At 63.6% G+C, this 20,819-nt stretch carries 16 protein-coding genes and 2 pseudogenes; 11 read left to right on the forward strand and 7 right to left on the reverse strand.

All coding sequences use genetic code 11. The annotated features are described in order from the left end of the window. Positions 1-281, reverse strand: a pseudogene (locus tag B9A23_RS20880) (IS110 family transposase); the annotation flags it as partial. A gap of 599 nt (positions 282-880) precedes the next feature. Here B9A23_RS20880 and B9A23_RS20885 point away from each other — a divergent pair. Further along, positions 881-1,276 (forward strand): VOC family protein, encoded by a 396-nt coding sequence (locus B9A23_RS20885; protein ID WP_084281269.1) that lies wholly within the window; start codon positions 881-883, stop codon positions 1,274-1,276. 824 nt (positions 1,277-2,100) lie between these two features. Here B9A23_RS20885 and B9A23_RS20890 read toward each other — a convergent pair. Continuing rightward, positions 2,101-2,490 (reverse strand): limonene-1,2-epoxide hydrolase family protein, encoded by a 390-nt coding sequence (locus B9A23_RS20890; protein WP_084281271.1) that lies wholly within the window; start codon positions 2,488-2,490, stop codon positions 2,101-2,103. 35 nt (positions 2,491-2,525) lie between these two features. Further along, positions 2,526-2,864, reverse strand: coding sequence for a hypothetical protein (locus B9A23_RS20895; RefSeq protein ID WP_139797624.1), 339 nt, complete (start codon positions 2,862-2,864; stop codon positions 2,526-2,528). A gap of 140 nt (positions 2,865-3,004) precedes the next feature. On the opposite strand from B9A23_RS20895, the gene B9A23_RS20900 reads away from it, so the two are divergent. Further along, the gene (locus tag B9A23_RS20900; protein ID WP_084281275.1) at positions 3,005-3,556 is read left to right on the forward strand and encodes a TetR family transcriptional regulator; all 552 of its coding nucleotides are present in this window, start codon (positions 3,005-3,007) and stop codon (positions 3,554-3,556) included. Between the two features lie 88 nt (positions 3,557-3,644). Continuing rightward, a pseudogene (locus tag B9A23_RS20905) lies at positions 3,645-3,845 on the forward strand (FAD-dependent oxidoreductase); the annotation flags it as partial. A 36-nt stretch (positions 3,846-3,881) separates the two neighbouring features. Here B9A23_RS20905 and B9A23_RS20910 read toward each other — a convergent pair. Continuing rightward, positions 3,882-5,591, reverse strand: coding sequence for an amidohydrolase (locus B9A23_RS20910; RefSeq protein WP_084281277.1), 1,710 nt, complete (start codon positions 5,589-5,591; stop codon positions 3,882-3,884). A gap of 6 nt (positions 5,592-5,597) precedes the next feature. Then, on the reverse strand, positions 5,598-7,040 hold the full coding sequence (locus B9A23_RS20915) for an amino acid permease (RefSeq protein ID WP_084281279.1): 1,443 nt from the start codon (positions 7,038-7,040) through the stop codon (positions 5,598-5,600). Positions 7,041-7,169: 129 nt separating this feature from the next. On the opposite strand from B9A23_RS20915, the gene B9A23_RS20920 reads away from it, so the two are divergent. Together B9A23_RS20920 and B9A23_RS20925 are read left to right on the forward strand one after the other, a co-directional pair. Beyond that, complete coding sequence (locus tag B9A23_RS20920; RefSeq protein ID WP_254895228.1) at positions 7,170-8,294, forward strand: ThuA domain-containing protein; 1,125 nt, start codon at positions 7,170-7,172, stop codon at positions 8,292-8,294. 115 nt (positions 8,295-8,409) lie between these two features. Then, positions 8,410-9,000, forward strand: a complete 591-nt coding sequence (locus B9A23_RS20925; RefSeq protein WP_368655953.1) for a class I SAM-dependent methyltransferase — start codon at positions 8,410-8,412, stop codon at positions 8,998-9,000. 101 nt (positions 9,001-9,101) lie between these two features. Here the strand turns inward: B9A23_RS20925 and B9A23_RS20930 are convergent, their stop codons facing one another. Continuing rightward, positions 9,102-11,933 (reverse strand): Rne/Rng family ribonuclease, encoded by a 2,832-nt coding sequence (locus B9A23_RS20930; RefSeq protein WP_084281284.1) that lies wholly within the window; start codon positions 11,931-11,933, stop codon positions 9,102-9,104. Positions 11,934-12,535: 602 nt separating this feature from the next. Between B9A23_RS20930 and B9A23_RS20940 the strand changes: the two genes are divergently transcribed. The 6 genes from B9A23_RS20940 (at position 12,536) to B9A23_RS20965 (ending at position 20,115) form a co-directional block, all read left to right on the forward strand. Beyond that, positions 12,536-13,429: an N-acetylmuramoyl-L-alanine amidase family protein gene (locus B9A23_RS20940; protein WP_084281288.1), complete on the forward strand. Its 894-nt coding sequence runs from the start codon at positions 12,536-12,538 to the stop codon at positions 13,427-13,429. Positions 13,430-13,503: 74 nt separating this feature from the next. Then, positions 13,504-16,050 carry a penicillin-binding protein 1A gene (locus tag B9A23_RS20945; RefSeq protein WP_084281290.1) on the forward strand — a complete coding sequence of 849 codons (2,547 nt, stop codon included), beginning with the start codon at positions 13,504-13,506 and terminating at the stop codon, positions 16,048-16,050. Between the two features lie 89 nt (positions 16,051-16,139). Then, positions 16,140-16,691, forward strand: coding sequence for a peroxiredoxin (locus B9A23_RS20950; RefSeq protein ID WP_084281292.1), 552 nt, complete (start codon positions 16,140-16,142; stop codon positions 16,689-16,691). 126 nt (positions 16,692-16,817) lie between these two features. Then, a complete protein-coding gene (gene prfB, locus B9A23_RS20955; RefSeq protein ID WP_084281295.1) occupies positions 16,818-17,945 on the forward strand; it encodes a peptide chain release factor 2 in 1,128 nt (375 codons plus the stop codon). Beyond that, positions 17,945-18,706, forward strand: coding sequence for a class I SAM-dependent methyltransferase (locus tag B9A23_RS20960; protein WP_084281297.1), 762 nt, complete (start codon positions 17,945-17,947; stop codon positions 18,704-18,706). Before prfB ends, B9A23_RS20960 begins: the two co-directional genes overlap by 1 nt. Then, entirely contained in the window at positions 18,706-20,115 is a 1,410-nt protein-coding gene (locus tag B9A23_RS20965) for an NAD(P)H-dependent flavin oxidoreductase (RefSeq protein WP_084281300.1), read from the forward strand. The genes B9A23_RS20960 and B9A23_RS20965 overlap by 1 nt, the downstream gene beginning before the upstream one ends. Before the next feature lie 161 nt (positions 20,116-20,276). On the opposite strand, the gene B9A23_RS20970 is transcribed toward B9A23_RS20965, so the two are convergent. Next, positions 20,277-20,756, reverse strand: a complete 480-nt coding sequence (locus B9A23_RS20970; protein WP_084281302.1) for a hypothetical protein — start codon at positions 20,754-20,756, stop codon at positions 20,277-20,279. Positions 20,757-20,819 lie beyond the last annotated feature (63 nt).

Genomic DNA, 20,819 nt, shown 5'->3' on the forward strand with positions numbered 1-20,819 from the left:
GCATCGGCAGCATCGTTCTTGCCGCGCTTCACATAGGGCTTCACGTATTGCGGCGGCATCAGCTTCACTTCGTGCTCCAGTGCAGTCAGCTCACGTGCCCAGTGGTGGGCCGAGGCGCAGGCTTCCATGCCGACAAGGCACGGCGGCAGCTTCTCGAACAGCTTCAGCAGCTGACCACGGGAAAGCCTGCGCCGCAGCACTGCCTCGCCCTGCGCGTTGACACCGTGAACCTGGAAAACCGACTTTGCCAGATCCAGCCCAACTACCGATACTTGCTCCATCGTCACTCTCCTCTCCTACTCGTCCGCAGAATTTACCCCGCAGGGTGGAGAGCCGTCTACGATATCAATTGCGGACATTGGCGGTTCAGGCCATTTTTATTGCATGAAAAGACGGCCAGATCGCTACGATTACGGTTTCAGCGCATTGGGAGTGATACTCTCTTACTTGTTTCTTGTGTTCGCCAAAGAGCAAAAGTGGACGCCGCCAATGTCGATTACAGCGCTCGTGGTTGTATCAGTGCCAACGGGCTTGGCGCTTGGTTGGTTGAAAACTCGATTGCAGAACAAACTGCGCAACGTCCGCTAGCCACCTCTCTTCGGACGGGACTTCTGCTTCCCTGCCAGCCTTGAAGCCGACCTTCGGCTTTGGCATTTGTCAGCCAGCAGCTGCCGGTCAGCAACCGACCCCTCAGCGGACGTTTGCTTACGTGCGGCGACTTCCTGAAAGCGGTCACGTGTTCATGGGGCGCGGAACCGCTGTAATCGGAACTTTCCGCCCATTCGGCCCAAGGTGTTCAACGGCATAGCTCGCAACTCGCCGCTTGCTCTGATCTCCCACTGCCCCCACAAGCGTCCGCGAAACGATAGGGAGAAAGAGATTGCTGTTCCACACAATGGTAGGCTCCAACGACATCGAGCGGTCGCGGCAGTTCTACAACGCGGTTCTGGGTGTTCTGGGAGTGCCAGAGCCGATGAACAATATTGCCGGAAGCGGGCATATGCGCCTCTTCTACCCGAACCCGGGCGGAACAAACTTCATCGTCACTCAGCCAATCAACGATGAACCTGCCACCGTGGCGAACGGGGCTACGGTTGCTTTCTCGTGCAATTCGCCCGAACAAGTTCAGCAATTTCATGATGTGGCCGTCGCCAACGGCGGAACGTCAATCGAAGACGCTCCCGGCCCGCGAGAGTCTGCGATGGGAACGATCCACCTGACTTACGTGCGCGATCCTGACGGCAATAAACTTTGCGGGATCCACATCCCCGGATAAGCTTATTGAGCCGTCCCCAGCCTGCATCGCCGGGGCAGTGACCAATGGGGAGCGGCCTTTCCGCTCTCCACCCACTTGTAGACGAGACTTTGGCCTCTCTGCCAGCTTGGAAGCTGACCTTCGGCTTTGGCTCTCCGCCAGCTAGAACCTGCCGTTCTCCAACCGGCCCTTTGCGGCCATCGGTTAGGCCATAGCGGCCATTTTGAAAGCTGCCTGGCAGTTCAAGCCGCTTTGCCGCCGAAAGCTGACATTCTGAGAGCGACCCCGTTTCGAACATTCGCGAGCAATGCTAACCAATGGGTTATGCAAGTCAGTCGGTTTCCCTTTGCCGCTATAGTATCTTTACTCGGTGCTTGTGGCCCGAGTGGCCCGCCTTCCACTCCCTTGTTCAACGGCGTTCAAGGCAAGAACTACGCTGAGGGAACTCAACTTATCCAGAACCGGCTGACCTCGCGATTTCCCAAGGGAAGTTCGGAAGCCGCTCTGAAGAGGTATCTGGAAGAGCAGGGTTTGCAAATTGAGCTAAACTCGCGCTTGCCTGAGCCTTACGCGGGTGTCGCTTCTGTGAAATACGGGGGACCGATTTGCGGGAGCCAAATCCGCGTGAGTTGGATCGCAAACGAGGCCGGGAAAGTCGATAGCGTGGAAGCCTTATATAGCGACAGCGGTTGTCCTTAGAGACCGCACTCCATTCCCCGGCAGACGCTCCCGGATGCGACAGTCGCTGCCTTCATTCCGAATCCCGATGGCTTGTCGGTAGAGCTTTCCTGATATCCTGATGGGGTGGCGCCGGTCAGTTGACGAGCGGCCACCTTCTAATCCGGTCAGCCGTTGGGCCACTGCGACAGGATGGTCGCCGCATCGAAGTAATCACGCCAGTAGGTGATCTTCCCGTCATGCACTTCGAAAACGCCGGTCACGGGCAGTTCTACCCAGCGATCGGCCAGCCTATGGCGATCAAGCCGTTCGGTGAAGACGACTGCGCGCGAGGCGGAGGCGCGCAATACCCTGAACTCGTTTTCCAGTGTTGGTGCGAAGAACGGTTCGAGCACTGCACGCACGCCAGCAGGACCGGTGACGCCGCCAATTGGCGAAGGGTTGATGTATTCACAATCGTCGGCGATCAGAATGACCGCACGGTCATAGTCGAGGACTTCCATAAACTTGAGGAAAGCGATGACGACGCTCGTCACGTCGTTTGCTTCGTCAATCATGCGCAGATCTCCGTCTGAAACTTGTCCCGTCCGCCTCAGGCGCGCGCACGGCCAAGCAGTAGCACCTTCATGTCGCCGCGCGCAGCCATGCTGACCACCAGGAGGTAGAGAGCGACGCCGATCATGCCTGCCGAGACCACCAGCAACGCTGTCAGCAGGCTCATTGCCGAAGCACCCTGTCGCCAGGTAATCCATGACGCGGTGACGACGAGAAATCCGAGCAGATCGAGGCCGAACTGCCCTTCCCAACCAAACCTCGCGACCGCAGCGTTGAACGGCGTCAGGAAGTCGGCACCAACGTGTGCGATCACCGTGCCGGTATAGGCGAGCATCAGCACCAGCCAGATCAACAGAAACACACGCAATGCGACCACGGTCTTGCTCCTTGTCGGCGATCCGGCGTAGCAGTGCGGTCGAGGTTCGCAGGGCCGTTGGAACTTCGGCCGCACTACAAGCCGAGTCTGTAGCATTCGCTACAAAATAGCAGCGTGTAGCATGCGCTACAAGAGGTGAGATGAGCATCAAGGAGCAGCAGCGCGAGAAGGTGGTGGCGCTCCTCGCCGAGCATCTGCTTCAAACGGGCCTTACGCAGACCAGCCTGCGCCAGCTGGCCAATGCCGCAGGCGTGAGCGATCGCATGCTGCTCTATTACTTCCCCGACAAGGCCGCCGTGATGGCCGCCGCGATAGAGCAGGTGGCGGGCAGTCTGGCTGCTGCGCTGGCCGAACTCCTGCCCGAAGACGCAACCCTGCCGCCATCCGCGCTTCTATCCCGCATTGCGACGATGACAACCCGCGAAGACATGCGCCCGGTCTTCCGGGTCTGGGTTGAGATCGTCGCCGCCGCCCGCCGCGAAGAACCGTACACCACGCTCGCCGCCAGCATCATCGCCGGATTTCGTGACTGGGTTGCGGCGCGGCTTGACCTCTCGGCAAATGCGGATCGCAACGCCACTGCCATGGCAATCATCGCTTTCGTCGACGGACTGGCTCTGGTGGAAATCTGCAGTGGCACGGGCGCTGCGGCAGATGCCGCCAACGCATTGGATATCCTTCTTCAGCACTGACAGCGCGCGCTTGTAACGGCAGTGCCTTCATTTGCGAACACACTGTGGCACGCATGGCGCTTCCATGCCAAAACCGGAGCGTTTGCCTATGCCTGCTCGCCCACATGCCGTGATAATCGGCGGCGGTCTTGGCGGAATGGCGGCGGCTCGGGCGCTGGGCGATGCGCCGGTGGACGTGACCGTGATCGACCGGCGCAACCATCATCAATTCCAGCCGCTGCTCAATCAGGTGGCAACCGCCGGTCCTTCACCCGCCGACATCGCCGGCTCCATCCGTTCCATCCTGCGCGAGCAGATTTCTGCGGGATTCCTGCCAGCGGCAGGGCTACTCGCCGGTGCGGTTCCAGAGGAGCTTGCCGCCCACGAGCGTGAGATCGACCTTCGTTTCCAGCAACTGTTCGGCGGGGACCGTCAGGGGATCGCGGTCGAGCACGATCAGGTCGGCGAACTTGCCGGGTTCTATGCTGCCTTTCTTTGCATCGTCCCATGACAGGGCCGCGGCCTTGGCGGTGTAGAGGCGGATCGCTTCTTCCCGGCTGATGGCTTCCGACGGGGCAAACTGGTGGCCAGTCAGCCCCTTGCGGGTGACAGCGGCATAAAGGCTGACCATCGGGCCGATCGGCAGGTTGTCGCTGCTCATTACCACGTTGACGCCCCGGGCGATCGGCGTGGCCATGGGGTTGATACGGTCAAGCCGCTCGCCATCGAGAACCTGGAGGTATCGGCCTTCGAGGTTGTAGGTGAAGTTGGGCTGGGCTGTGGTCCAGACCTTGTCGGCGGCCATGGTCTTCATCGTCTGCTCGGCTGGCAGCATGGTGAAGTGCGACAGGAACCAGCGGTGGTCCTGTTTCGGGTGCGCGGCAAGGACATCGTGGTAGGCAGCGGCGACGGTGTCGATCGCCTCGTCACCGATGGCGTGGATGCCCAGTTGCCAGCCGAGCGAAGCCGAAGTCTCGACCATTTCGCGCAGGGCGTCTCGGCTCATGAAGGTGGTGCCGCGGAAGCCGGGCTGGCCCTTGTAGTCCTTCGAGGTGCGGGCGGTGGGGCCGGTGAAGCCGCCGTCATAGGCACTTTCACCAATGGGGCCGAGCTTTAGCCGATCGTCGCCGAAGCCGGTGTGATAGGGGAATTTCTTCAGGCGTTCGGCGCCGGGATACATGATGTAGAGCGTGGCGCGGGGGAGATTCTCGCCCTCGTCGGCATAGATCGCGCGCAGTTGGGCGAACGTGTGGGCGCGCAGGCCATTGCCGCCACCGCCGGGGATGCCGCCCCGATCGACCGGCTCGTCGTCGATCGTGGTCCAGGCTTCCATGAAGCTGGTGATGCCAAGGGCAAGCAGGTCCTTTAGCGACTTGACGTAGCTGGGACGCATCTGTGCAGGCGTGCTGGGCGGGACCAGCTTGAGAATAAGGTCGGTGCGTTCGCGCACGATGCCGCTGGGCTCCCCGTCGGCCGTGCGTTCGATCAACCCGCCTTCCGGATCAGGGGTGGCGCGGGTGATCCCGGCAAGCTTGAGCGCCATGGAATTGGCAACGGCGCTGTGGGCTCCGGCGCGGACGAGGACGACCGGATTATCGGGCGCGATGGCATCGAGATCGGCGCGGGTGGGATTTCGCTTCTCGGCAAGCAGTGCCTCGTCCCAGCCCGAGCCGACGACCCACTCGCCGGGGCCGAGCGCCCTGGCCTTGGCGGCGACCATGGCGCCGATCTCTGCAATGGATCGGGCCTTGGCCGGTTCGACCGAGCGCGGGGAGAGGCTGATGAGGTGGAGGTGATCGTCGATGAAGCCGGGCAGGAGCGTGCGGCCCTTCAGATCGATCGTGCGGGGAGCTTTCCAGCGGCTGGCCAGTTCCGGGCCGCCGACCGCGACGATGCGGCCATCCTTGACCGCTACCGCAGAGCGGATGGCGAAGGCCCTGTCGACGGTGACGACCTTGCCGTTGACCAGAAGGAGGTCAGCCTGTTGCGCCGGAGCAGCCAGTGCGGGGAGGGGCAGGGTGGCCAGGGCAAGGGCAAGCAGGCGGAGGGGCTTCATCGGCGGTCAGATCCTGTAATGCGGGCGGCGGAAAAGGAACCAGGCGGCGGCGGCAAGCGCGACGGTGAGCGCGCTTGCCAGGAACTGCGGGCGAAGATCGGGCACCAGCGCCATCGCTACGAGCACGACCGCAATGGCCGCAATGGTGGCGTAGGATACCCACGGGAACAGCCACATGCGCAAATGCAGCGTTTCGGGCGCGGTGGCTTCGGTGCGGCGGCGCATGCGCACCTGCGCGAGGCAGACCAGCAGGTAGATCACGAGCATCAGCGCGCCCGAAGCGCTGACCAGAAAGCTGAACACACCTTCGGGAGAAAGGATCGATGCCGCCATGGCGCCATATCCGAACAGACTGGCGATGATCGTCGCGCGCGCGGGCACGCGGCGCTTGTTCAGCCGGACCAGTGCCTGCGGTGCGTCGCCATGCCGGGCAAGGCCGAACAGGGCGCGCGAGGTGACGTAGAGCCCGGAATTCAGGCACGAAAGGACGGCGACGAGAACGACGCCGTTCATGATCGTGGCAGCGCCCGGGATGCCCATCAGGGCCAGCGAACTGGCAAAGGGGCTCTGGCCCGGCACAACCGTGTTCCAGGGCTGTACGGCAACGATCAGAATCAGCGAGAGGACGTAGAACAGCAGGATGCGCAGCGCGACCGAACCGGTCATGCGGGCGATGACCTTGGCCGGGGCGTGGGATTCGGCCGCGGCGACGGTGGCGATCTCGGCGCCGCACAGGGCAAAGATCACCGAGGTAACGCCCCCTATCACTGCGCCCCAGCCCTTGGGGGCAAAGCCGCCATGGGCGGTGATGTTTGAAAAGGTGTTTCCTGCAGGAGAGGTGAGGCCGAAAGCCCACAGACCGGCGATGAGGATGAAGCCAAGGATCGCCGCTACCTTGGCGGCGGACAGCCAGAATTCGAATTCGCCGTAGGAGCGGGCGGAGAACAGGTTGACCACGGTCATCAGCGCGAGAAGCACGCAGCCGATCTGCCAGACTTCGAACGGCAGCCACAGGGCGAGAATGACCGCGCCAGCGATGGCCTCGATGGCGACGACGATGACCCAGAAGTACCAGTAGAGCCATCCAGCAACGAAGCCGGCGAGCGGGCCAAGCCCTATGCGCACGTGTTCGGTGAAGGAGCCTGCGCCCGGATTGAGCATGGCCATCTCGCTGAGCATGCGCATGATCATCAGGATCACCAGGCCGGCAAGCGCATAGCTGACCACGACAGCGGGGCCGATCTGGGCGATCGAGGTGGACGAGCCGACGAACAGTCCGGCCCCGATGATGCCGCCGATGGCAATCATGGCGACGTGGCGCGCGTGCAGCGCAGCGTCGAGCCCGTGCGAAGCGGCACGATGGCCGGAGTCATCGCCGGAGTCATGGCCGAAGTTATGGCCAGCGTGCTGCCCCGTATCCGGCACCGTCTGTGATTGTCCCCCGTTCATCTGTTGCCTTTCGTGAAGCTTCGCCGGGGCGGGACAATACGTCATTCGCGCAAGCGCGCCAGCGGCGGCAATTGACCCGCCCTGTTACTGCAGCCATGGTAGCGCGAACAGAAAGAGCGGGAGATGACGGTGCGGGGAAGATTGATGCTTGTGGCCGCGTTGGTTGCGGCAGGCTGGTCGGCTGAGGCGATGGCCGCACCGGTGACTGATTGCCCGCTCGGCAGGCAAGCTCTCTCCACCCGTTCGCCGTTGGGCGACGTGCTGGCAGTGCCGGCAGCCAAGGCAGTGATCGAGGCGGCCTCGCCGGGGCTGTCGGATGCCATGATGCATCCGTTCGGCGGCAATGCGCTGCCGCCCGGGTTCGAGCGGATCGTGACGCCGCAGTCCGTCATGGGCATGGTCGGCAAGGGCGACCCGGCGCACGTCGCGAAGATTGATGCCGGGCTGGCCAAGGTGAAGCTGCGCCAAGCCGACGTCGTCGCGCGATGCCGGACTTATGACAACGAACGGCCGGCCATCCCAGCCGATCTTCCGCGCCCCGCAATTCTGGTATTCGGCAAGATCACCGGCTTTCGGGATACGCCGTCGGTGAATGCGGCTGAAGTCGCGCTAAAGGGTATTGCGGCGCGGCATGGCTGGGGCATCGTGTTCAGCGACAGGGGCGGGGTCTTCAATGCACGGGACCTGGCGCGCTTCGATGCGGTGGTCTGGAACAACGTGAGCGGTGATGCGCTGACGATCCCGCAGCGGGCGGCATTTCGGAAGTATGTCGAGCAGGGCGGTGGCTATGCCGGGATTCACGGTTCGGGTGGCGATCCGCAATTCTTCTGGGACTGGTATGCCGATACGCTGATCGGTGCGCGCTTCATCGGCCATCCGATGAGCCCGCAGTTTCAGGAAGCGCGGGTGATGGTGGAGGGCAAGGACCATCCCGCCGTCAACGGTCTTCCTGCGGAGTGGCGCATGTCCGAGGAATGGTATTCTTTCGATCGCTCCGTGCGCTCGCAGCCGAGAACGCGGGTGCTCGCCTCGCTCGACGAACGCACCTACAATCCGGGCGAGGGATTTGGCCGCAAGATGGCCATGGGCGATCACCCGATCGCATGGACGCGCTGCGTCCGGCGCGGGCGCAGCTTCTATACCGCGATCGGGCATCGGCCGGAGAACTACAGCCAAGCCGAAAGCGTGAAGCTGCTCGACCAGGGGATCATGTGGGCGATGGGAATGGCGCCGGAGGGATGCGACGCAAAGTGAAATGATGCCAGCGCGGCGATTGCGTCGCGCCGGGGCTTGAGTCAGTCTGCCGGAATAACGGACGGGGGCTGGGATGGGATTGAAAGCGGTTTGGGATGCGCATGTCGTTCCGCGGATGATCAAGTGCGCCTGTGCATCGCCCAACATCATGGAACTGCGCGCGGGGGTGGTGCCACGCGCGCAGGGGCGCGTATTCGAGATCGGCTGCGGCGGCGGGCTCAACCAGCAATTCTATGACCCGGCGCGGGTTACGGGTTTCGCAGGCATCGACCCTTCGAAGAAGCTGATCGACTATGCGCGCGATGCGGCGGCGCAGAGGGGCTGGTCGGCGGACATTCGGGAAGGTGTGGGCGAGGACATTCCGTTCGGGGATGAAACTTTCGACACAGCCGTCTGCACTTACACGCTGTGTTCGGTCGACGACCCGGCCAAGGTTCTTTCGGAACTGCGGCGCATTCTGAAGCCCGGAGGCGTGCTGCTGTTTCTTGAGCACGGATTGAGCCCGGATGCTGGTGTAGCGAAGTGGCAGCGCCGGATAGAGCCGGTGTGGAAACCCTTGATGGGCGGCTGTCATCTGTCTCGCACCGTCACGGCGCCGGTGCTGGGTGCAGGTTTCCAGCTGCAGCATCCAGGCCACCAATACATGCCGGGGATGCCGAAATGGGCTGCCTGGATGGAGTGGGGAACGGCGGTGAAGGCACGATGATCACGACATCGGAACAGCGAACCGTGACGCCCATAATCCGTACATGAAAAAGGCCCCGCCATTGCTGGCGAGGCCTTTCCTTTTTGACAGGGCCTGAAGGATCAGGCGCCGAAAGTCCGCTGCCACCAGCCGCGACGCGGAGCGGCAGCTTCGCCGGCTTCAGCTTCGCTGGCAGCCTCTTCCGCCACGGGCGCTTCGGCGCTGACGGTTTCGGCAGGGGCCGCTTCGGAGGCGACGGCATCGGCCTTCTTGCGGCGGGTGCGCTTGGGCTTTTCAGCAGGCGCTTCGGCTGCAGCAGCAGGGGCGTCAGCAGTTGCGGCTTCGGCGGCCGGAGCATCGGAGACGGCTTCAGCCGGAGCTTCCTCCACCTTCTTCTTGCGGGTCCGCTTTGGCTTTGCAGGCGCAGGCGCAGCGGCTTCCTCGACGACGGGTTCGGCCACCGGTGCTGCTTCGGCTGCAGGGGCAACTTCCGCTTCGGCCGGAGCGTCCACAGGTGCTTCGACCTTCTTGCGACGAGTCCGCTTCGGCTTGGCAGGAGCTTCCTCGGCCACGGGTGCGGCTTCGACCGGCGCAGTGGCTTCGGCGGCTACAGGTTCGGCTGCAACAGGTTCGGCTGGGACCGGGTCGACAGCGGCTTCCGCCGGCGCGACCTGGTCGGCAGCTTCGTCTGCGGTGCCTTCACCTTCGGCCTGATCGGAGGCGCCTTCACCGTTCTCGCGGCCACCGCGCCGACGACGACCGCGACGGCGGCGCTTGCGCGGACCACGATCGTTGCCATCATCGTTCTCGTCGGTGCGAGCGTCTTCTGCGCCTTCGGTTTCGGTGCCGTCGGCTTCTTCGCCCTCGACCTCGTCGCCTTCCTCGGCCGAGCCTTCGGCTTCGCCGTTCTCGTCACGACGATCGCGGTTGCGGCCACGGCGACGCTTGCGGCGCTTGCGGCGTCCGTCGCGGTCGCCATCCCGATCGGCCTCTGCGCCATCGCGCGAACGCGGCTGGCGGGGCTGCTCCTCGGCTTCTTCCTCTTCTTCGAACTCTTCCTCGACAATATCGTCCTCTTCGGGTTCGATGATCGGATCGAAGCGGGGGACGAATTCGGGCTTGGGTCCGCGCGAGGCGACGCGCATCTTCGCGCCCTCGTTCTCACCCTCGGGGATCACCTCCACGGTGACGCCGTAACGCTCCTCGATCTCGGCAAGATCGGTGCGCTTGGCATTGAGGACGTAGATCGCGGCTTCCTGCGAGGCATAGAGCGTGACGACGTTGCCCTTGCCCTTGGCGGCTTCGTCCTCGATCATGCGAAGCGCCGACAGGCCGGCAGAAGACGCGGTGCGGACGAGGCCCGAACCATCGCAATGCGGGCAGGCGCGGGTGGTGGCTTCGAGCACGCCGGTGCGCAGGCGCTGGCGGCTCATTTCCATCAGGCCGAAACCGGAAATGCGGCCAACCTGGATGCGGGCGCGGTCGTTCTTGAGCGCGTCCTTCATCGCCTTTTCGACCTTACGGATGTTCGACCCGTATTCCATGTCGATGAAGTCGATCACGACGAGGCCGGCCATGTCGCGCAAACGAAGCTGGCGGGCGATTTCGCGCGCGGCTTCGAGGTTGGTGGCAACCGCGGTCTGCTCGATGCCGTGTTCCTTGGTGGAGCGGCCCGAGTTGATGTCGATCGAGACGAGGGCCTCGGTCGGGTTGATGACGAGGTAGCCGCCCGACTTGAGCTGCACGACCGGATCGTACATCGCGGTAAGCTGGTCTTCGGCGCCATAGCGCTGGAACAGCGGCACCGGATCGACATAGGCCTTCACGCGCTTCGCGTGGCTCGGCATCAGGAGCTTCATGAAGTCCTTGGCGGCGCGGTAGCCATGCTCGCCCTCGACCACGACTTCCTCGATCTCGCGATTGTAGATGTCGCGGATGGCGCGCTTGATCAGGTCGGAGTCCGAATGGATCAGCGCAGGCGCGACCGAGCGCATCGTGCGTTCGCGGATCTCGTCCCACAGGCGGGCGAGATAGTCGAAGTCGCGCTTGATCTCGGGCTTGGTGCGCTGGAGACCGGCGGTGCGCACGATGCAGGACATCGAGCGCGGCAGATCCATTTCGGAAATGATCGTCTTCAGGCGCTTGCGGTCGGCCGAGGAGCTGATCTTGCGGCTGATGCCGCCGCCGTGGCTGCTGTTCGGCATGAGCACGCAGTAACGGCCAGCGAGGCTGAGGTAGGTGGTGAGGGCCGCGCCCTTGTTGCCACGCTCTTCCTTGACGACCTGAACGAGCAGCACCTGGCGGCGCTGGATCACGTCCTGGATCTTGTAGCGGCGGCGCAGCGCCATGCGCTTGGCGCGCAGTTCGTCGGCTTCCTTGCCCTGCGAACGTCCGCCCTGACGGCGACGGCCCTGGCGACCGCGACGGCGGTTGTTGTCGCCCTCCGCGCCTTCACCGTCCTCGTCCGAGGCTTCGGCAGATTCTTCGTTCTCTTCGCCCTCATGGTCGAAGCCGTTCTCGACGACGCCGCCTTCGATGGTGGCAACCTCGTCCTTTTCCGACGTATCGACCTCGGTCACGCCCTCGTCGGATTCATAGCCTTCGCCATCGGCGTAGTCTTCGTCCTCGGCGTCTTCTGCGGCGCGAAGGGCTGCCTCTTCCTCGGCATGCGCGGCTTCTTCCGCCAGCAGGGCCTCACGGTCCTCCTTGGGGATCTGGTAGTAGTCAGGGTGGATTTCGCTGAACGCGAGGAATCCGTGGCGATTACCGCCAAAATCGACGAACGCCGCCTGAAGCGAGGGTTCTACGCGGGTTACCTTGGCGAGGTAGATATTGCCCTTGATCTGCTTGTGATCAGCAGATTCAAAGTCGAATTCTTCAATCCGATTGCCCTTCAGCACCGCCACCCGGGTTTCTTCCTGGTGGCGCGCATCGATCAGCATGCGCGTGGTCATTATAAATACTCCAGCCGCGCCGCCGCAGGGTTTCCCCCGGGATGCTGGCGCGGATCGTTTGGGATGCACGAACGGCTTTCGCCCGGATCGCTCCGTAGCGGGTGCAGTTCGCGAATGCGGGTTTGCCGGATCGGAGCGTTGCGGCGCGCAGCATCTCGGCTGCCTTGCCCTGTCGCTCGCCGCCCGGCGGCGGTTGGTTTGCGTCTGCTGTGATCACAACTCGCGGCGAAGTGCGCGTGCCGGCAAGCGTCCAAGCCGCGACCGCCCCGGTGGGGCAGCTAGGCAGGAACGAAACGCGGCTCATCATCACGGCATCAACCTTGTCGCGTGGAGGAGGGCGCTTGCGCTTCTTTCTCTCCACGTGGGCGGGATCTTCGCCAGCGGGCTTTCCCTCGCCCTCCGCGGCGCAAATCTTGCGCTTTCCGGCGGTTTCGGCGTGGATGCGCCGGTGCTGGCTTGCCCCGGTAGATGGTTGCTAGCACTCCATTTGCAAAGCAGCAATTAAAACAATGACGGGAAAGAACCGTTAACCATGGCAGCGCTTTTGTGCTGGACCGCGCCACGCGTGCGCGGGCATAGGCGTTGGCGGATGGGTGACGCGGATGGACGATAGGGGCATCATCGCCGCGGTATTTGCAGCGCCGGTGCTTGCAGCAGCGGCGATGTGGGCGGCGTTTTCGACAGGCATTGCCAAGATCGAGCCACGCTACGTGGTGCGGTTGGAGCTGGCCGCAAGCGGCGAGCGCATCGGCCTGCCACCGATAGAGGGACCTGCCGATGCGGGCCGTCCGCTGGTGGTGATCGATGCCGGGCACGGCGGGCATGATCCGGGCGCGAGCGGCCAGAACGGCGAGCGCGAGAAGGACGTCACGCTGGCGCTGGCAATGTCGTTGCGTACAGCGCTGCTGGCAGATGGTCGGGTGCGCGTGGCGATGACGCGCGATACCGACCGTTTTCTTGTGCTGGAAGAGCGTGCCGACATTGCCCATCGCCTGGGCGCGGACCTGTTCGTATCCGTCCATGCCGACGCCGCCCAAAGCGTCGAGGCGCGCGGTGCAACGGTCTATACCTTGTCCGACAAGGCATCCGATGCGGTGGCAGAGGCGCTGGCGGCGCGTGAGAACAGGGCCGACAGCGTCAACGGCGTGGCGCTCGATGGGCGGGGCGAGGTGGTGTCATCGATCCTTGTCGACCTGGCGCGGCGCGAGATGCGGGCCCGCTCGATCCGTTTCGGCGATCTGGTGGTGCGCGAGGGCACGTCTGCGTTCGACTTCCATGTGACCCCGCAACGCGAGGCAGCGTTCGTCGTGCTCAAATCGCTGGACTTGCCTTCGGCGCTGATCGAGGCGGGTTACATCAGCAATCAGGACGACGCGCGCAAGATGCACGACCCGGCCTGGCAAAAGCGCTTTTCCGGAGCGCTCGCCCGCGCGATCGAGATATTCCTGGCCGAAGGGCGCGCCGGCGCGGTCCCTTCCGAAACAGAGGGGCGTTGACGCGCTGCAAGCACAGTTTTGTCGGCAGGGGGACTGGCTAGGCGGCGCGCGGGCGTGCTAGAGGCGCTGCCACGATGGCCGAAGACACGACCGAGCAACCAAGCCAGCAATCGCGTTTCCGCCTCCTGCGTGAGGATGGCCGCGCCCGTTGGCAGACCCTTTCCGCATGGTATCGCGCCAGGTGGGCCGGGAGCCGGCGGTTTCGCCTGGCAAACTACGCGGTTGGCGCCGCGCTGGCCGGCTGGCTGCTGCTGTGGGTGGCAGTGATCCGCACCCTGCCATCGGCCGATACTCTGTTGACCTACCAGCCGCCCTTGCCAACGATGGTGCGCGGCAATGACGGCGAAATCGTTTCGAGCTATGCCCGCGAACGCCGCGTGCAACTGCGCTTCGTCGATTTCCCCGAGCCTCTGATCAATGCCTTCCTTGCGGCCGAGGACAAGACGTTCTGGACGCATGGCGGCATCGACTATCTCGGTTTTGCCGGGGCCGTGGTCGATTACGTGACCAAGTATGGTTCCGATGAGCGCGCCAAGGGCGGTTCGACGATCACGCAGCAGGTCGCCAAGAACATCCTGCTGGGCGACGAATATTCGATCTCGCGCAAGCTCAAGGAGATCATCCTCGCCCGCAGGATCGAGGGTGTGCTCGACAAGCAGCAGATCCTCGAGCTTTATCTCAACGAAATTCCGCTGGGCCGGCAAAGCTTCGGCGTTCAGGCGGCGTCACGCGCCTATTTCGACAAGGACGTTGGCGACCTGCAGCTGCACGAGGCGGCATTCCTTGCGATCCTGCCGAAGGCACCGGAGCGCTATGGGCGCGCCAAGTACGAGGAACAGGCGCTGGAGCGGCGCAACTGGGTTCTCGACCAGATGGTCAAGAATGGCTGGGCAAGCCCGCAGGCAGCGGCTGCGGCCAAGGCCATGCCGCTCGGCCTGAAGCCGCGACGGGCCGAGAATTACACGGCCGATGCGGGCTACTTCCTTGAGGAAGTGCGCCGCCAACTGATCGAGAAGTTTGGCGAGAAGGCGGAGGACGGTCCGCACAGCGTCTATGCCGGCGGCCTGTGGGTGCGCACTTCGCTCGACACGCAGTTGCAGACGGCTGCGCAGAATTCGCTGCGCGCGGCGTTGCTGCGCTATTCCGGCGGACGCGCCTGGCATGGACCGATCGCGCGGGTCGATGTCGAGAATGACCGCTGGCAGACCGAGCTTATCACCAGCAACATCTCGATCAATTATCAGAACTGGCGGATCGGCGTGCTTCTTTCGCGCAGCGGATCGAGTGGCGAGGTGGGTTTTGCCGACGGCAAGACTGCCACGCTGGTCAGCCTGCCCGACAAGATCCGCCCCGGCGACGTCACCGCCGTCGCGCCCATCAACGGCTCGACTTACGCTGTGCGAACCGTGCCCGAAGTTTCAGGCGGCATGGTCGTGGAAGACCCGCAGAATGGCCGCGTGCTGGCGATGCAGGGCGGTTTCGATGCGCGGCTGGGCTCTTTCAACCGGGCAACGCAGGCCAACCGTCAGCCGGGTTCGACAATCAAGCCATTCGTCTATGCCACCGCCCTCGACAACGGGATGACGCCCGCCTCGATGGTTGTCGACGGCACCTTCTGCGTCTATCAGGGCGCGGCGCTGGGCGAGAAGTGCTTCCGCAACTTCGGCAACGAAGGCGGTTCGGGCAGCCACACGATGCGCTGGGGGCTTGAGCAATCGCGCAACCTGATGACCGTGCGCGTGGCCAACGACGTGGGCATGGACAAGGTGGTGCGCACGATCAAGGCGGTGGGCATCGGTCAGTACGACCCCTACCTGTCGATGGCGCTTGGCGCCGGTGACACCACAGTTCTGAAGATGGTCAACGCTTATGCCGCCCTTGCCAACCAGGGCCGACAGCATCCGGCAAGCCTTGTCGACTACGTGCAGGACCGCAACGGCAAGGTGATCTGGCGCGCCGACAACCGGCGCTGCGACGGGTGCCAAATGCCGCAGTGGGATGGCAAGCCGATGCCCCGTTTCAAGCAGACCGGCAAGCAGGTGATGGATCCACGCACGGCCTATCAGGTGGTACACATGCTCGAGGGCGTGGTCGTACGCGGTACGGCCGTGACGTTGCGTGATCTCAACCTGCCGCTGTTCGGCAAGACCGGGACGACTTCGGGCCCGACCAACGTGTGGTTTGTCGGCGGATCGCCCGACATCATTGCCGGTGTCTACATCGGCTATGACCAGCCGCGCAGCCTTGGCGGATACGCCCAGGGCGGGCGCATTGCCGCGCCGGTGTTCAAGCAACTGGTGCAGGAGACCAAGGGGCGCTGGAAGGACATTCCCTTTGCGGTCCCCGAAGGCGTGCGCATGGTCAAGATCGACCGCGTTTCAGGCAAGCGCGTCTTCGGTGGCACGCCAGAGAACGATGTCGCCAAGGCCTCGATCATCTGGGAGGCGTTCAAGCCCGATACCGAGCCCAAGCGCACGGCCCGCGAAGGTGAGGTAAGCGCCAAGCAGGCGGTGATCGATGCGCTGCGCAAGGCACGGGCAGCACGCGGCATCCCGGCGGGCACCGAGGACGATGGCCCGGTGGAACAGGACTTCCTTGAAGAGCAAGGCGGGATCTACTGATCGCGCGCATCGCGGGTGGCCGCCAGGCGGTGTGCCCCTGCACTGAAAGGCATTGGCAGGGCTGGCCGGGTTCTGATAGCCTCCCGGCCATGATCGCGCGCAACATCGCCGCTGCTGGTGCAGCATTCGCCCTTGGTCTCTCCACGCCGGCTCTGGCCGAACTGCCGGTCGGCGCCACTGCGCCGGACTTTGCAGCGCCCGGCGCGCTGGCCGGAAAGCCCTTCTCGTTCAAGCTGCATCAGGCGCTTAAGAAGGGACCGGTGGTCCTGTACTTCTATCCCAAGGCTTTCACGCAAGGGTGCACGCTTGAAGCCCACGCCTTTGCCGAAGCGACTGCCCAGTTCAGCGCGGCGGGCGCGACTGTCATCGGCATGTCGAATGACGACGTGGCTACCCTGCAGAAGTTCTCGACCGAAGCATGCCGAGACAAGTTTGCCGTGGCGTCCGCCAGCCCGAACCTGATCAAGGCCTATGATGTCGACCTGCGCAAGCCGGATGGGAGTTCGACCGGCCTTACCAAGCGCACCAGCTACGTCATCGGGCGGAACGGCAAGGTGGTGATGGTCCACTCCGACATGGACTATCGTGACCATGTGAAGATGACGCTCGCTGCGGTGCGCAAGCTCAAGGCCAGGGGCTGACCTTACCGGACTGCTGGCCGGCCGCGGTTTCGCGCAGGCCATTTCACGCATGGGCTTTACATGCCTGCCCGCTTCGCTAAGCGGCGCAGTTCGTTTTCGTTTCGAAATTGACCGGAGTTCAGCCCCATGCGTGCCGAAGGGCAGGCCCATATCGACCGCATCAATGCCGCACTGGCGCTGGTACGCAAGTTCCTCGACTGGGACCGCGCGGTTCGCCGGCTCGACGAGCTCAACGCCCGTGTCGAAGACCCCAAGCTGTGGGACGATCCGAAGAAGGCCGAGGAAGTGATGCGCGAGCGTCGCCGGCTTGAAGCTTCGATCGGGGCGGTCAACGAGATCGGCGCTGAAATGGCCGACGCCATCGAGTTCATCGAACTGGGCGAGATGGAAGACGACGAAAGCACCATCGGGGAGGGACTTGCTACTCTGGCCGCCTTGGCCGAGCGCGCCGACAACGACAAGATCCAGGCACTGCTGGCGGGCGAGGCCGATGCCAACAACTGCTTCCTTGAAGTTCATGCCGGGGCCGGCGGGACGGAGAGCCAGGACTGGGCGGAAATGCTGCAGCGCATGTATACGCGCTGGGCCGAGCGGCATGGCTACAAGGTTGACCTGGTCGATTACCACGCCGGTGAAGCGGCGGGCATCAAGTCGGCCACGCTGCTGATCAAGGGCGAGAACGCCTACGGCTATGCCAAGACCGAGAGCGGCGTCCACCGTCTCGTGCGCATCAGCCCGTACGACAGTTCCGCGCGGCGGCACACCTCGTTCAGCTCGGTCTGGGTATATCCCGAGATCGACGACAACATCGAGGTCGAGATCAATCCTGCCGACCTCAAGATCGACACTTACCGCGCTTCGGGCGCGGGCGGGCAGCACGTCAACACCACCGACTCGGCGGTGCGCATCACGCACGTGCCGACCGGGATCATCGTCGCCAGCCAGAACGATCGCAGCCAGCACAAGAACCGCGCCACCGCGATGGGCATGCTCAAGGCGCGCATCTACGAGGCTGAACTGGCCAAGCGCGAGGCGGCTGCGAGTGGCGAATATGCCGCCAAGACCGAGATCGGCTGGGGCCACCAGATCCGCTCCTACGTGCTGCAGCCCTATCAGCAGGTGAAGGATCTGCGCACCGGCGTGGTATCGACGAACCCGACTGACGTGCTGGACGGTGCCCTCGATCCGTTCATGGCCGCCGCGCTTTCGCAGAAGGTGACGGGCGAGAAGGTCATCGTGGAGGACGACGACTGATGGCGCGGGCTTCGGCCCGAACCATGGTGGCGCTGGCCCTGATCGCCGTGGCGTCCTGCAAGCCGCCTGCGCAGGATGCACGGACAGACGGCGCACGCGAGTTTCCCAAGGCCGATCGTCCGGTTTCGACCGTGGTCAGCAGCCAGTTTTCCAACGAGACCGACCGCGACCGCCAGGGTGAAGCCGAGACTGTGATGGATCTCGCCGGCATCAAGCCGGGCATGAGCGTGGCCGATATCGGTGCAGGCGAGGGCTATTACACCGTGCGTCTGGCCGAGCGGGTCGGTGACGACGGGCGCGTGCTGGCTCAGGATATCGATGGCGATGCGCTGCGCCGGCTTGGCGCGCGTGTCGAGAAGGACCGGCTCGACAACGTTTCGATCAAGCCTGGAGCGCCGGATGACCCGCGTTTGCCGGAGCGGAGCTTTGACCGGGTCTTCATGGTGCACATGTACCACGAGGTTGAGGAGCCTTATGCGTTCCTCTGGCGGATCTGGCCTTCGCTGAAGCCTGGCGGGCGGGTCGTGGTCGTCGATGTTGACCGTTCCACCGACAAGCATGGCATTCCGCCAGCGCTCCTGACGTGTGAACTCGAAGCGGTGGGCTTTCGTTTGGATGAATTTCACCGTAAGCCAGAAGTTACGGGGTATTATGCGCAGTTCATCGCGATGCCGAAGCGACCGGACCCGCACATGATAAGACCGTGCCGCCTGAAAGCGGCCAAGGGTGCTGGCACGGAAAGTGCCTTGAAAGGAAATTGATGTCTGCGTTCAAGGGGTTGAAGCCCATTCTCTACGGTGGCCGTGAGGTTTGGCCATTGGTCGAGGGCGGCAAGGGTGTTGCAGCGACCAACCACATGAGTTCCGGCGCATGGGCAGCGGCCGGCGGTATCGGCACGGTCAGCGCGGTCAACGCCGACAGCTACGATGCCGAAGGCAAGATCATTCCACAGGTTTACGATGCCCTGACCCGCAAGGAGCGGCACGAGCAGCTCATGCGCTACGCCATCGATGGCGCGGTGGAACAGGTAAGGCGCGCGCACGAGATTTCCGGCGGCAAGGGCGCGATCAACATCAACGTGCTGTGGGAAATGGGCGGCGCACAGCCCATTCTCGAGGCGGTGCTCGAGCAGACGCAAGGGCTGGTGACCGGCGTGACCTGCGGAGCAGGCATGCCCTACAAGCTTTCCGAGATCGCCGCCCGTTTCAACGTGCACTACCTGCCGATCGTTTCGTCGGGCCGAGCCTTCCGCGCGCTGTGGAAGCGCGCCTATCACAAGGTGCCCGAACTGCTCGGCGCGGTGGTCTATGAAGACCCGTGGCTCGCCGGCGGGCACAACGGCCTTTCCAACGCCGAGGATCCGCGCAAGCCGGAAGATCCCTATCCGCGCGTCAAGGCGCTGCGCGATGTCATGCGGGCCGAGGGGATTTCCGACGAGGTGCCGATCGTCATGGCCGGCGGCGTGTGGTTCCTGCGCGAATGGAACGACTGGATCGACAACCCAGAACTGGGTTCGATTGCCTTCCAGTTCGGCACTCGTCCGTTGCTGACCGAGGAGAGCCCGATCCCGCAAGGGTGGAAGGATCACCTGCGCACGCTCGAGCCGGGGGATGTGCTGCTTCATCGTTTCTCGCCGACAGGCTTCTATTCCTCTGCGGTGCGAAATCCGTTCCTGCGCTCGCTCGAGGCGCGCTCGGAGCGGCAGATTCCCTATTCTCGAGTGGAGGCGGGCGAGCATACCGCGCAGCTTGACGTGGGCGTTCGCGGCAAGAACTTCTGGGTGACGCCGAACGATCTGGCACGAGCGCGCGAATGGCATGGCGCGGGCTTTGTCCACGCGCTGCGCACGCCCGATGATACAATGGTGTTCGTGACGCCCGAAGAGCGCGACGAGATCCAGCAGGATCAGAAGGACTGCATGGGCTGCCTGTCGCACTGCGGGTTCTCGTCATGGAAGGACCATGACGATTACACGACCGGCCGCCTTGCCGATCCCCGCAGCTTCTGCATCCAGAAGACGCTGCAGGACATCGCGCACGGTGGCGATATCGACAAGAACCTGATGTTCGCAGGCCACGCTGCCTATCGCTTCAAGCAGGACCCGTTCTATTCGAACAACTTCACGCCAACAGTGAAGCAACTGGTCGATCGCATCCTGACCGGCGACTGATCGCCTTCACGTTTCGACCAGGATCAGTCGGCAGCAGACAGATCCTGGTCGGCCAAGCGCTGGCTTCGCCCGCCAAACTTTCGTTAAGATCGACCCTCGCTTGCAGACGAGCGAAAGGCGGATTTTAGCATGAATTTTTATTGCTGAGCGGCTTGCGGAACTTAAGGCACCGGATCCGAGTCCGGCGCAGTATCACGCTTCGGCCTGAATTCGGCATCAAGATAGCGCTGCAGGACGAACATGCGCACGGTGAGGTCCAGGTTTGCGGTGGATCCAGCTACATCGCTCTCGTCTGCCATGAGGTAGCGCAGCACTGCCGTAGCCATGATATCACCTTCAGGCAGGACTGCGGCGACGCTGTCGCGCAGCAATCTTGCCTTGCGAACTTTCGCTCTGGCGTCATCGGGCGTCATCGCGCCCTTCTTGACCTTGAGCTGGACGGCGCACAGGAATCCCGAACATACAGAGGGCCGCCATTGCTCATAGCGGGTGCAGCATGCGCCATCGAGATAATTGCAGGGAAATCTGAAACCCGTTTCTCCGCTCGGGTCGGCGTACGTCGCCATCCCGATGGCGCGTGAATCTTCGAGTTCTTCGGGCTCGATCAGCGTAAGCGGTGTGCTCAGGCCACGGCGGTCCAAGGCATGAGCTCACCGACGGCGTTGGCCGGGTGACCTGCAGCTAGCTTGGTGAGAGTCTCGGCC

The sequence above is a fragment of the Novosphingobium sp. B1 genome (assembly GCF_900176395.1).
GTDB lineage: Bacteria > Pseudomonadota > Alphaproteobacteria > Sphingomonadales > Sphingomonadaceae > Novosphingobium.